The sequence below is a fragment of the Pseudonocardia sp. DR1-2 genome, from assembly GCF_023717215.1.
GTDB lineage: Bacteria > Actinomycetota > Actinomycetes > Mycobacteriales > Pseudonocardiaceae > Pseudonocardia > Pseudonocardia alni.
On sequence record NZ_JAMQOF010000003.1, the window covers coordinates 95,333 to 107,801 of the forward strand.

General features: G+C 73.2%; 10 protein-coding genes and 1 pseudogene. 4 read left to right on the forward strand and 7 right to left on the reverse strand.

Annotated elements, in window-relative coordinates; genetic code table 11:
- Positions 1-33 precede the first annotated feature (33 nt).
- The 3 genes from rfbD (at position 34) to ND486_RS09445 (ending at position 3,696) form a co-directional block, all read left to right on the forward strand.
- Positions 34-876 carry a dTDP-4-dehydrorhamnose reductase gene (gene rfbD, locus ND486_RS09435; RefSeq protein WP_251783890.1) on the forward strand — a complete coding sequence of 281 codons (843 nt, stop codon included), beginning with the start codon at positions 34-36 and terminating at the stop codon, positions 874-876.
- Positions 873-1,760 carry a glucose-1-phosphate thymidylyltransferase RfbA gene (gene rfbA, locus ND486_RS09440; RefSeq protein WP_208819772.1) on the forward strand — a complete coding sequence of 296 codons (888 nt, stop codon included), beginning with the start codon at positions 873-875 and terminating at the stop codon, positions 1,758-1,760. Before rfbD ends, rfbA begins: the two co-directional genes overlap by 4 nt.
- A gap of 583 nt (positions 1,761-2,343) precedes the next feature.
- Entirely contained in the window at positions 2,344-3,696 is a 1,353-nt protein-coding gene (locus ND486_RS09445) for an exopolysaccharide biosynthesis polyprenyl glycosylphosphotransferase (protein WP_251783895.1), read from the forward strand.
- Positions 3,697-3,714: 18 nt separating this feature from the next.
- Here ND486_RS09445 and ND486_RS09450 read toward each other — a convergent pair whose 3' ends face one another.
- The 4 genes from ND486_RS09450 to ND486_RS09465 form a co-directional block, all read right to left on the reverse strand.
- Positions 3,715-4,746 carry a glycoside hydrolase family 6 protein gene (locus ND486_RS09450; RefSeq protein WP_224401655.1) on the reverse strand — a complete coding sequence of 344 codons (1,032 nt, stop codon included), beginning with the start codon at positions 4,744-4,746 and terminating at the stop codon, positions 3,715-3,717.
- Positions 4,743-6,692, reverse strand: coding sequence for a kelch motif-containing protein (locus ND486_RS09455; RefSeq protein WP_251783897.1), 1,950 nt, complete (start codon positions 6,690-6,692; stop codon positions 4,743-4,745). Before ND486_RS09455 ends, ND486_RS09450 begins: the two co-directional genes overlap by 4 nt.
- Positions 6,689-8,494, reverse strand: coding sequence for a glycosyltransferase family 2 protein (locus ND486_RS09460; protein ID WP_251783898.1), 1,806 nt, complete (start codon positions 8,492-8,494; stop codon positions 6,689-6,691). Before ND486_RS09460 ends, ND486_RS09455 begins: the two co-directional genes overlap by 4 nt.
- A gap of 383 nt (positions 8,495-8,877) precedes the next feature.
- Positions 8,878-9,357 (reverse strand): hypothetical protein, encoded by a 480-nt coding sequence (locus tag ND486_RS09465; RefSeq protein WP_251783899.1) that lies wholly within the window; start codon positions 9,355-9,357, stop codon positions 8,878-8,880.
- Between the two features lie 269 nt (positions 9,358-9,626).
- Between ND486_RS09465 and ND486_RS09470 the strand changes: the two are divergent.
- Positions 9,627-9,800 (forward strand): annotated as a pseudogene (locus ND486_RS09470) (sugar transferase); the annotation flags it as partial.
- Between the two features lie 28 nt (positions 9,801-9,828).
- Here ND486_RS09470 and ND486_RS09475 read toward each other — a convergent pair.
- The 3 genes from ND486_RS09475 to ND486_RS09485 form a co-directional block, all read right to left on the reverse strand.
- A complete protein-coding gene (locus ND486_RS09475; protein ID WP_224401652.1) occupies positions 9,829-11,112 on the reverse strand; it encodes an NAD(P)H-dependent oxidoreductase in 1,284 nt (427 codons plus the stop codon).
- The gene (gene rfbC / locus ND486_RS09480) at positions 11,112-11,675 is read right to left on the reverse strand and encodes a dTDP-4-dehydrorhamnose 3,5-epimerase (RefSeq protein ID WP_251783901.1); all 564 of its coding nucleotides are present in this window, start codon (positions 11,673-11,675) and stop codon (positions 11,112-11,114) included. The genes ND486_RS09475 and rfbC overlap by 1 nt, the downstream gene beginning before the upstream one ends.
- A 172-nt stretch (positions 11,676-11,847) precedes the next feature.
- Positions 11,848-12,429 carry a DUF4232 domain-containing protein gene (locus tag ND486_RS09485; RefSeq protein WP_251783903.1) on the reverse strand — a complete coding sequence of 194 codons (582 nt, stop codon included), beginning with the start codon at positions 12,427-12,429 and terminating at the stop codon, positions 11,848-11,850.
- Positions 12,430-12,469 lie beyond the last annotated feature (40 nt).

A 12,469-nucleotide genomic window follows, 5' to 3' on the forward strand; every position in this document is an offset into this window, starting at 1 on the left:
CAGAGTCGGCCCCGACGATCGGGAGGTGGGCGCGTGCGCGCGTGCGTGCTGGGGGCGAACGGGCAGCTCGGGCGGGCGCTGGTCGCCGCACTGCCCGGCGCGGTGGCACTCGACCGTGCGGCGCTGGACATCGGCGACGCCGACGCCGTCGCCGCGTACGACTTCACCGGCGTCGACGTGCTGGTCAACGCGGCCGCCTACACCGCCGTCGACCGTGCGGAGACCGAACCGGGCGCGGCGTGGCGGGCGAACGCGGCGGGCCCCGCGCACCTGGCCGCGGCGGCCCGCGAGCAGGGTTGCCTGCTGGTCCACGTCTCCACCGAGTACGTCTTCGACGGCAGCGCGCCCGGCCCGGTGCCCGAGGACGCCCCGCCGTCCCCGCTCGGGGTGTACGGCGCGTCGAAGGCAGCCGGGGAGCTGGCGGTGCGGGCGGCGCTGCCGGAGCGGCACGTGATCGTGCGGACCAGCTGGGTCGTCGGCGACGGCGGCAACTTCGTCGCCACCATGGCGCGGCTGGCCCGCGACGGGGTCTCCCCCGCCGTCGTCGACGACCAGGTGGGGCGGCCGACGTTCGCCCCCGACCTGGCCGCGGCGCTGCTCGTGCTGGCCGGGTCCGGGCGGCACGGCACCTTCCACGTGACCGGCGACGGCGAGCCGGTCAGCTGGCACGGACTGGCCCGGGAGGTGTTCGCCCGCTGCGGCCGCGACCCCGGCGACGTCCGCCCGGTGTCGACCGCCGAGTACGCCGCGGACAGGCCGCACCTGGCGCGCCGGCCGGCGAACTCGGTGCTCGACCTGTCCCGCGCGACCCGCGCCGGGGTGACGATGCCGCCGTGGCGCGACGGGCTCGGCGCCCACCTCGGGACCGCCCGGTGAAGGGCGTCATCCTGGCCGGTGGCACCGGCAGCCGGCTGTTCCCGCTGACCGCGGCGGTGTCCAAGCAGCTGCTGCCGGTCTACGACAAGCCGATGATCTACCACCCGCTGACCACGCTGATGCTGGCCGGGATCCGGGAGATCCTGCTCATCTCCACCCCGCACGACCTGCCCGGGTTCCAGCGCCTGCTCGGCGACGGCGGCCGGCTCGGCCTGCAGATCACCTACGCCGCCCAGGAGCACCCCAACGGCCTGGCCGAGGCGTTCGTCATCGGCGCCGACCACGTCCGCGGCGGGCCGTCGGCGCTCGTGCTGGGCGACAACATCTTCCACGGCGCCGGGTTCGGCGACCTGCTGCGCCGCCGCGCCGCCGAGGTCGCCTCCGGCGACGCGGGCTGCGTGCTGTTCGGCTACCCGGTGCGCGACCCGCGGCGCTACGGCGTCGGCGAGGCCGCCCCCGACGGCACCCTGCTCTCGATCGAGGAGAAGCCCGAGCACCCCCGCTCGGACCGCGCCATCACCGGTCTCTACTTCTACGACGACCGCGTCGTCGACATCGCCGCGCGCATCACCCCCTCGGCCCGCGGCGAGCTCGAGATCACCGACGTCAACCGCGCCTACCTCGAACAGGGCCGCGCCCGCCTGCAGGACCTCGGACGCGGCTTCGCCTGGCTCGACACCGGCACCCACGAGTCGCTGATGGAGGCCGGCCAGTACGTCCGCGTCCTGGAGAACCGCCAGGGCATCCGTATCGCCTGCGTCGAGGAGGTCGCCCTGCGGATGGGCTTCATCGACGCCGCCGCCTGCCACGCCCTCGGGGCGCAGCAGGCGGGCTCGGGCTACGGCGAGTACGTCATGGCCGTCGCGGATCAGTTCAGGTCCTAGCCCGGTACGGCGCCGCCGTCCTCGCCGCGGTGACAGCGACGGAGGGCCTCGTTGTCGCCACCGACGGCCTGTCCGGACCCTGACTCTCCGTGGTCGATCGACGGCAGTGACGCGACTTCCGTTGGGGCACTTATCGTCACGCAGCGCTCTTATTCTTGAGAACGCAACCAGAGCAAACGAGTGATGCGGATCCCACGTTCGCTGCCGTAACGCACGTAGCGTGCACGACGACCTCGACCCGTGTACGGCGAGTTCTCAGACAATGCCGCTGAATGGGTTAACGCCGTGCGCCGTTCCGGCCCGCGCCTCGCGATTGGTGGTTACTCGTCGTGACATCGCTCGCACCATCCACCGCAACGCTCCGTCGCACGAACGGGCGGCGCATCATGTGGATCTTCTTGTCGCAGTACACCATCCGCGTGGCCGGTCGGCCGTGAGCGCCGGACCGACGCAGGCCCGTCGCCCCGCACGCGCCACACCCCGTACCCATCACCGGCCCCCGCTCCGGCGGCCGGTCACGCGCCGGGGCCCCGGCCCGGTCGGACCACCCGCCCGGGCCGACACCTCCTCCGCCCCCGCGCCGGTGCGCAGGCTGGCCGCCCGGGTCAGCCTCGTCCGGACGGTGCTGGTGCTGACCGACGTCGTCGCCGTCGGGACCGCCGCGGTCGTGGTCGCGCCGACCGGGCACGACGGCGTCGTCGCCACCTCCGCGCTGCTGCTCGCGGTGCGCTCGGCGGCGCGCCTGCACCGCTCCCGGCTGCGTCTGTCCTGGTTCGACGACCTGCCCCGCGAGCTGGCCGCCCTCGTCGTGACGATGGGGCTCGTGCTGGCCGGGGCGATGGCCCTGCAGCAGAACCTGGACACCCGCATCGACGTCGCCGGGCCGGTCGAGGTCGTGTTGCTGGCCACCCTCGTCGCCCTGACCCTGCGCGCCGCGGTGCTGTTCGCCGCCCGGCTGCTGCGGGTCCGGTGGGCCGTCGGCGAGCCCACGCTGATCGTCGGCACCGGATCGCGGGCGGTGGAGCTCGACGAGACCATGCGCGCCCACCCCGAGTACGGCCTGCGCCCACTCGGCCACGTCCTGTCCGAGGACCTCGACCTCCTGGTGGCGCGCGAGCGGGCGGCGCTGTCCGCGCGGATCCGGGACGCCGCCGCCCGGCACCGGGTCCGCGTCGTCGTGTTCGCCTGCCACGGCGTCGACGACGCCGCCGTCCTCGACGCGGCGATCGAGGCCCGCCGCGACGGGCTCGGCGTCCTGCTGCTGCCGTGGCTCTCGGAGCTGGTGCACGACCACTCCGGCGTCGAACGGCTGCGCAGCATCCCGCTGCTGCGGCTGCCCGCGGACCCGAGGAACCGGCTGTCCTGGCGGCTCAAGCGCCTGGGCGACGTCGTGGTGTCCGCGCTGGCCCTGGCGCTGGCCTCACCGCTGCTGGTCGCGGTCGCCCTCGCCGTGCTCGTCGAGAGCGGGCGGCCGGTCATCTTCCGTCAGGAACGCATCGGCCTGGACAACCGGCCCTTCACCGTCCTGAAGTTCCGCAGCATGCGCCCGGCCGACGAGCGCGAGCAGCAGACCCGGTGGTCCATCGCGGGCGACTCCCGGGTCGGCCCGGTCGGCAGGCTCATCCGCCGCACCTCGCTCGACGAGCTGCCCCAGCTCTGGAACATCCTGCGCGGGGACATGAGCCTGGTCGGGCCGCGCCCGGAGCGGCCGTCGTTCGTCGAACGCTTCTCCGCCGAGCACGAGCGCTACACCGCCCGCCACCGCGTCCCGGTCGGGCTCACCGGGCTCGCCCAGATCTCCGGGCTGCGCGGCGACACCTCGATCGCCGACCGGGTCCGGCACGACAACTACTACATCGCGAACTGGTCGCTCTGGCTCGACGCGCAGATCGTCGTGCGCACGGCGCGGGAGCTGGTCCGGCGCGGCCGGCACTGAGCGGCCGCGCCGGGCGGGTCAGCCGGCCTGGCGCTGCGCGAGCCCGAGGGCGTACTCGGGGTACCACTGCCCGGCGGCCGGCTCCCCCGGACGGCAGGCCCCGTCGGACTCGCCGGGGCGCTTGACCCACAGCAGTGCGTCGACGCGGTCGTCGCCGGTCTCGGTGGTCGGGTCCGCCCCGAGCCCGCGACCGGGCGGGTTGCAGAACGCGGGCACCCCGCCCAGCGACGCCTCGTCGGCGACCCCCTGGCCGTTGCGGCTGGTGTCGACGACGAAGTGCGCCCCGCCGAGGCGGTCGGAGAGCTGCCGCCCGAACGCGACGACCTCGGGGGTGGGGTAGAAGTTCGCGACGTTGAGGGCGAACCCGTCGGCGGCCCGGACCCCGGAGCGCTCCAGCGCGCCGGCGAGTGCGTCGACGTCGCTGATGAAGCCGGGGTTGCCCGCGTCGACGTAGACCCGGGCACCCGCGGTCTTGAACGCCGCGACCGCCTCGGACAGCAGCTGGTAGCGCTCGTCGCGCAGGTCGCCGTCGACGCAGCCGGACAGCTCGTGCGGCACCGCGTCGGGCTCCAGGACGACCGTGGCCGTCGTGCCGCCCAGCCCGCGGACGATCTCGGTGACCCAGTTCCGGTAGTAGCCGCCGTCCGGGGCGCCACCGCCGGAGAAGCTGCCGCAGTCGCGGTGCGGGATGTTGTAGGCGACCAGCAGCGGGCGCGCACCGGCCGCGGTGGCCCGGTCGACGTAGTCCTTCGTGTCGGCCTGGGCCGCGGCGACGTCGCCGCTCACCCAGTGCGGGAACGGCTGCGAGGCGATCTTCTCGATCTGGTCGGCGTCGGCGTCGCGGCCCTCGTCGCGCCACCGGACGACCTGGTCGGCCGCGGCGCTGCGCGGGTCCACGAACAGCCCTGTCGCGCTCGGCGGGGCGGACGCCGGGTCGCCCGGTGCGGGCGCGGTGGGCGCGCCCGCACCGCACGAGACGAGCGTCAGGGCGGCGGCCAGGGCACCGGAGGAGACTGCCAGCAGCGAGCGCACGATGCTGGAGTGTGTCACCTGAGGTGCACCCATGACGCCACGGACGGCACCCCGGCGTCGTCGACGAGGAAGAGCATGTACCAGCCGGGCGGCACCAGGGTCGGCTCGGCGGGTACGGCGAGGCGGAGCGAGCCGTCCGGGCCGCGGGCGATGTCGAGGCGCACCGAGCGCTGGTCCACGTCGGTCGCGTGGGTGACGGCGCTGGGCCGGATCAGCCGGGCCTGGGTGACCCGGGCCGCGTCCGGGCTGGTCACGGTCATGGTGGTGCCGAGGCCGGCCTCCTCCGGGGCCGCCGCGATCACCGGCTGCGGGCCGTGGAACAGGTACGGCGGGGTGTAGATCTCCAGCCGCTGCTCGAACGGGGCGGGCTTGGTGTTGTCCACGTTCTTGAACAGGGAGTTCCCGCCCGCGGTGAGCACCTGGCCGTTGGGCAGCAGCAGCGCCTCGGCGTGGTAGTCGCGCCCGACCGCGGGGTCGGCGACGGCGGAGAGCGTGTTCGTGCCCGGGTGGTACAGGTTGGCCTGCAGGATGTCGCTCGCGCCCTTGCCGCGGTAGTCCGCCGAGCCGCCGGTGATCAGCAGGTCGTCGGTGGGCAGCTGCACGACGCTCGGGTAGCGGGTGGGGGTGCGCAGGTCCGGGCCGGGGGTGAACGCGGGCGCCGGGGCGCGCAGGTCGATGGTGTCGATCCGCGCCGAGGACACCGGGGACTCCCCGACCCCGCCGCCTCCGACGACGACCATCCGCTGGTCCTGCACCGGCCCGGCCCAGGACGACCCGGAGGTCTCCATCAGCTCCGGCTCGCGCAGCCCCGGGACGGGGGCGAACGAGTTGTCCGCCAGGTTCCAGAACCCGGGGACGCGTCCGGCGTCGGCCGGGCCGTAGCCGGCGTTGGAGCCGGAGTAGAACAGCCGTCCCTCCTGCCGGGTCTGGAAGATCGCCGGGTAGGTCGGGAAGTAGCGGAACAGGTCGGGCCGGTCGGTCCAGCGCTTCGTCGCCGGGTCGTAGACCTCGTTCTGGCCGGGCAGGATCTGCCCGGTGCCGTCGAGACCGGAGATCGCGAGCACCTGGCCGTCGGGCAGCCCGGTGAGCGTGGGGTACCAGCGCTTCTGGGTCATGTCCCCGACGCGAACGTACTTCTCGGCGAACGGGTCGAACTCGTAGGAGTCGGCGATGCCCTGGAAGTCCTGCTTGTCCAGGGTCATGCGGTCGCCCATGCCGTAGACGTTCGCGGCGTCCGCGGGGTCCAGCGACGGGATCGCGTACTGGGCGGGCCGGTCGGTGACCCCGGCGGCGCCCTCCTCGGTGGACTCGACGAAGCCGATGGTCTCGCTCGCGGTGACGACGGTCCCGTCGCCCTCGCCGGTCTTGGTCGCGGCCATGACGTGGGCCGGGCTGGTGAGGGTGTAGTCGCGTCCGTCGGGGTCGCGGAACACGGTGCCGGCGTCCAGGTGCAGCTCGCGGTCGGGGTTCTCGTTGCGGATCCGCATCGCGCCGGCGGCGCGGGTGACGAAGCCGTCGAGGACCTCGTAGCGCTGGGTGCCGCCGGCGACGAGGAGCTTCCCGTCGGGCAGGAAGGTGTGACCGCCGCAGAACAGGTCCGACGGGGTGTCGATCTCCGTAGCGTCGCCGGTGGCCGGGTCGTAGACCAGGGTGCGGAAGGTGCCGGCGTCGAACTGCTTCTGGTCGTTGCCCGAGCCGGCGACGAGCAGGACCTTGCCGGTCGGCAGCATCGCGGCGTGGATGGCGTTGATCCGGACGTCCGCGGGCAGCTCGACGACGTCCCAGCGGCCGTTCGCGGCGGTGTACTCGGCGCTGTGCAGCCACGCCTCGTGGCGCACCTCGGAGATCCAGGCGAGCGCGGGCGGGGCGTTCACCGCCAGCAGCACGGTGGGCACGCCGATCATCGCGATCAGCCTGCGGCGGCCGAGGACGGCGCGCGCCGCCCGGGAGAGCAGGCGCCTCACGCCACGGCTCCGATCTTCTCGTCACGGGGTTCGGGGATCACGGGCACGAGCTCGACGAGCTCGGCCGCGGACGCGATCCGGCCACGGGTGCGCAGCAGGCCACCCAGCCAGATCGCCATCGGGACCAGGGAGACGACCAGCGCGAGCGCCGGCCACATGAGGACGTCGAGGTTGGCGTAGCCGAACGCGAACGACGCCGCGATCGCCGCCGCCAGGAACCCCGACCAGCGCAGGTGCCGGGCGAAGGTGACGACGCGGTCCGGGCTCGCCGCCTCCGCCTTCGGGGTGACGACGAACGTCGCCGGGCGCCGGAGCACCGTCGCGACCAGCGAGGACGCGTAGATCGGCGCGGAGAGCACCGACATCGCCATCCCCGTCAGCCCGGTCGAGTTCTCGTGCTCGTAGGGGCTGACGTTGTAGCGGCGGTTGCGGATGTAGACCCACAGCTGGAACGCGGTCGCGTCGACGTAGAGCGCGAGCCACAGCGCGGGCGGGACGACGATGCCCGACACCCCGAACGCCAGGTAGAGCGAGGCGTTGACGGCGCCGAGGATCCAGCCGATCGCCATCGACGGGTAGAACGCGGTGATCAGCAGGTAGTGCAGCGCCCGCGGCGGGGACAGCCGGCGCAGCCGCTTCAGGAAGATGCCCTGCAGGATCACGAAGGTGCCGCGCGACCAGCGCAGCTGCTGGGAGAAGAAGTCCGTCCAGGACGACGGCCCCTCCCCCACCGCGACGACGTCCGGTGTGTACACCGAGCGCCAGCGCTGCCCGGTCCACGGGTTGCGCCGGGCGTGCAGCGCCAGCCCGGTCGCCATGTCCTCGGTGATCGAGTCGTGCAGCCCGCCGACGGCGAGCAGCGCGTCGATCCGCACGGCGTTGTTGGTGCCGACGAGCATCGGAATGCCGTAGGCGTTCGCGGCCCGCTGGATCAGCGAGTGGAACGGGAACTGCTGGGACTCCGCGGCGGTAGTGACGAAGTTGTCGCAGTTGGCGTAGCACTGCGGCCCGACGACGAACGCGACGTCGGGGTCGCGGAAGTAGCCGAGCATCCGCTCGGCGTAGTTCGCGAGCGGAACGTGGTCGGGGTCGACGGACAGGAACACGTCGTAGCGGTGGCCCTCTGCGTGCACCCAGGCGTTGTAGTTGCCGTGCTTGGTGCGCGCCTTGAAGAAGCCCGACGGCTCGTTGTAGGCGGCGACGCCCTTGCGGGAGAAGTGCCGGACACCGATCTCGGCGCACATCCGCCGGACCTCGCGGTCGTCGCCCTCGTCGAGCAGCCAGACGTCGAAGGTGCCCTCGTGCCGGATCCGCCGCGCGGCCTCCAGCGTCGCGCGGACCATCTCGATCGGCTCCGAGCCGGGGACGATCGTGGTCAGGAACGCGACGCGCAGCGCCGGGTCCGGCCGGACCGGGACCGGGTCGCGGGCGAGCACCGAGGCCAGCGACAGCGAGAACACGTTGACCAGCCGCATCGTCTCGACCAGCGCGATGGAGCCGATGACGAAAACGTTCGCGGCCTGGATCCACCAGCGCTCGTCGACGTCGGGATGGTGGGAGGGCTGGAGCAGCCAGACCACGAACAGCACCTCGAAGGCGACGTTCGCGCCGATGATGGCCAGGGTGCCCGCCCAGCGGCGGCCCTGACCGTCGTGCAGGTTGCGGTACCGCACCCGGTACCTTTCGCCTGCCGGCGGCGGCTCGGTGACCTCGCCGGAGATGCGGCTGAAGTCGTGCAGCGACCGGGCCCCCACGGCGGGCGCCCGGTTCTGCGGAGTGCCGGACGCGGCGCTCGCGGTCACCGGCGTACCTCCCAGATCTCGGTCGGGAACGTGCGATGGGCACGCCGGAGGGAGGGCTCGGCGCGTGTCCCGGCCGGCCCCCTGAAGGCGTGATCGTTCCCGTGTGGAGCGTCCATCGACGCGTCCCGACACCCCGTTACGACGCGTGGCGGCCGGACTGGGCCGTCCGCGCCGACCGCCCGGGACCTGCCGTGACCGTGTCGTGATCGAGAGGTGCGGTGAGCAGGGGAAACCCCGCAATGAATGATCTTTTCGGCGGCACGACCCTGGGCCGAACGGCCTAGTTCGTCGTTACGCGATGTGTCGGATCATCGATTCTGATGATCCATCGCGAACTCCGCCGAGGTCCCCAGTTCTGATGACGGGACGGACCGGCCGGGGGGTCAGAAGGGCAGGTGCCCCGACAGCACGACGGCCGTCGCGACCGCCGCGGTGAGCACGAGCAGGAGCGCGGCGACCGCGGTCCGACGAGCGCCCGTCGTCGCGGGACCGGCCGCCGGAGCGACGCCCGGAGGCGACCAGAGCGGTCGGCCCGTCCGGCGCCCGGCGGGCCAGGGTCCGGCGCCGTCGCGCTCGCGGCGGGCCGCGACCGTGAGGGCCTCGGCCCGGGCCGCCGTCGCCGGATCGACCCGGCCCTGCGCGGCGAGCGCGGCGACCAGGTCCCGGACCCCGACGGCGTCGCCGGGCAGGGCACGGCCGCGGACGACGTCGCGGACCCGCGCGGTCGAGGTCCGCAGCCGGCGGGCGACCACACGCTCCGACGGGCAGCCGTGGTGCACGTGGACGTCGTCGAGCAGATCGAGCAGGTCGCGGTGCGGGCCGTGCTCGGGCCAGGACGTCCGGTCGAAGCGGCGCAACGGCACCCGTCGCCTCCTCACGCAGGATGATCGTTCGATCACCTGTCGCATCCGGTGGCGTCGGCGTTACTCAATTCTGATGAGACGCCGCGATCGTCACTCCTGATGACAACCCTTCGCATGGATTACGGCGAACGGCGCAACGTGCGCGCCGGTGAGGGAGCGGTCGCTCACGGTAGGCGTCCGCCTGTCGAATGCAGGAGCAGCGAACGGTGCACTCCGGGCACCGAGCGGGCGACGACGCCGACCCCAGCGGTCCGTGGCTTCTCCCCGCCCTGCTCGTCGAGCCCGGCATGACCGGCCTGTGGCAGGTCAGCGGACGCAGCTCGCTGGCCTGCGAGGAGCCGGTCCGTCTCGACCTGCGATACGTCGAGATCCGGACCCCTGTACCGGGCCTGCTGACCCTGTGGACGACCGTCGGCGCGGTGCTCCGCAGCCGCGGCGCCTACCGACCCGGCGCCGCGGCCTGCGGGCCGCTCAGGCGAACAGCTTCTCCTGCTCCTCGCGGAGCGCGTCGACGAGCCGGCCCGGGGGCAGGGTGACGTCGTCGTAGGTGAGCACGGCGTCCTTCGCGACGTCGCGCACCAGCGTGCACCCCTCGGCCACGCCCATCGGCAGCAGCCGCTCCGCGCGCGTGACCGGCGAGGACTCCGCGACGCCGTAGGTGTCGTAGCCGCCCAGCCCGTCGACCGTGTGTCCTGCCTTCAGGTCCTGCTTGGCGGTGGCGACGACGTCGACCCGCTGCCCGGCGGGTGGGCTCAGCGCGGCGTCGGCGAAGTCGACGGCCCGCACGATGGTGTTCGGGACCTCGAAGTGACACAGGTGGTACGGGGTGTAGAAGCTGTACAGCGGGCCCTCGCCGAGCTTGTACAGGTTCAGGTAGTGGCGCTGCTTCGGGTCGTCGTGGGTGCCGAGCACGTAGATGCCCGGGCCCGGCTTGGCGCCGACCACGTAGTCGACGACGCCGCCCAGCTCGCGCAGCTCGTCGACGTCGTAGGCCGCGGTCAGCTCGTCGACGTGCCCGGCGTGGTCGCGGCCGTACATGCCGCGCTTGCCGACGGTGAAGCCGAACGCGTTGGCCACGATCGCCTGCTCGAACGACACCTTGGTGCCGTCGGCGAAGCTGGTGACCATGTAGGGGTCCTGCCCCCACTTCTCGGCGAACGCCTGCTGCGTGGTGGGGGTGCGGTACTCGTCCTGCAGTCCCTTGATGTTGCCGGCGACGAGCGGGGTGACCCCGATGCCGCGCACGAAGCGCAGCAGGTTGGCCTGGACGCCGGGCTGGTCGCCGTCGGCACCGGTCAGGACGACCCCGGCGGCGCGGGCGCGGTGCGCGAGCAGCGGGCCGACGGTGCCGTCGAGCTCGGCGTTCATCGTGACGACGGGCAGCCCGCGCTCGATCGCGGCGACGGTGACCCGGGCGCCGAACTCGACGGCGCCGGTGACGTCGACGAGCACGTCGATGTTCTCCGCGGCGAGCAGCGCGAACGCGTCGCCGAGCACGGCCGGGACGCCCTTCGCGACCATCGCCTCGACCTGCGCGGTCGTCGACACCTCGACCGGCTCCAGCCCGGCCTCGGTGTAGGCGCGCACGGCGGTGGCGACGGTGCGGTTGGCGATCGCGACGACGTCCATCCCGGGGGTGGAGTTCACGATCTGGTTGACCAGGCCGCGGCCCATGAACCCGGCGCCGACCAGGCCGACCCGGATCGGGCGGTTCTCGGCGGCGCGCTTCGCGAGGGCGGTGTCGAGGATCAGCATCAGCGGGCTCCGGTGACCGACGGGAAGTCGGCGTTGTCGGCCAGCAGCGGCCAGTTCGCGTCCTTGTCCGAGACGTGGTCGACCGCGTGCGGCCAGTCGACGTCCAGGGCCGGGTCGTTCCAGCGCAGGCCGCGCTCGGCGCCCGGGGTGTAGGGCGTCGAGACCTGGTAGATCGTCGTCGCGTCCGGGGTGAGGGTGAGGTAGGCGTGCGCGAAGTTCCGCGGCACGTACATCGCCCGGTAGTTGTCCTGGGACAGCTCGGCACCGAACCACTGCAGGTAGGTGTCGGAGTCCGGGCGCAGGTCGACGATCACGTCGAAGATCGCGCCGCGGACGCAGCGGATGACCTTGACCTCGGCGTTGGGCTCCAGCTGGTAGTGGAAGCCGCGCAGGGTGCCCGCCTCGTGGTTGTACGAGAGGTTGCACTGGGTGATCGTCGGGTCCAGCCCGGCGTCGCGGAACTCCTGCTCGCAGAAGGCGCGGGCGAAGAAGCCGCGGTCGTCCTCGAGTCGCTTCAGGTCGATGAGAGCCGATCCGGGGAGCGGGGTCTGGTGAATCTCCACGCCCGGCATCATCGGCCAGAGCTGATCGACCGTTATCGGGTACCCCCGTGGGGGTGGCGGGGGCAACGACGACAGTCACGCAGAGTGTGCGCGACCGCCGCCGATCTCACGGTCAGCTACCCGCGGGGAGTGCGGACCCGTTGTCGGAGACGGCGATCCGGCCGTCGGCGGCTCAGACCGACCCGGGCGCCACCGGGTGGATGTAGGTGCCGGGGCGGGTCGCGCCGTCCTGACGGGACACCGGGCCCTGGTCCCACTTCAGCGTCGTCGACGTCGCCTCGTCCGGCGCGGTCACGACGATGTCGGTCGGCGTCCAGCTGTCCCCGGGCAGCCAGGTGATCACGGTGTGCGCGGTCCCACCCGGCTTGACGACGACCGCGGTGGGATCCTCCCCCGCCCGGGGCAGCGAGTAGGACGGCCCGAACTGCGGGTCGTCCGGACCGCGCAGGTCGACGCCGCCGAACCCGGTCATCGTGCAGGGCGCGTCGGAGGTGTTGCGCCAGACGATGGTGGTGTCCTTCTGGTTGTCGCCGAGTGTGGTGCCGACCGACGCCTGCACGGTGCTGCTGGTGCAGCGGGCCACCTGACCGGCCGCACGGGAGGCGTCCTCGGTGGGCTGCGGCGGCGCGGTGGTCGGTGCCGACGACAGCGCTGCCGGTGCCTGGGCCGCCGGCTCGGTTGCGCCGCCGCATCCGGCGACGAGCAGGCCGGCCGACAGCAGTCCGATCAACAGTGGTGCGCGGTGTGCGGTCATGGTCGTCACCGTTGTCCGTGTCGCCCGATCACGCTGCGCG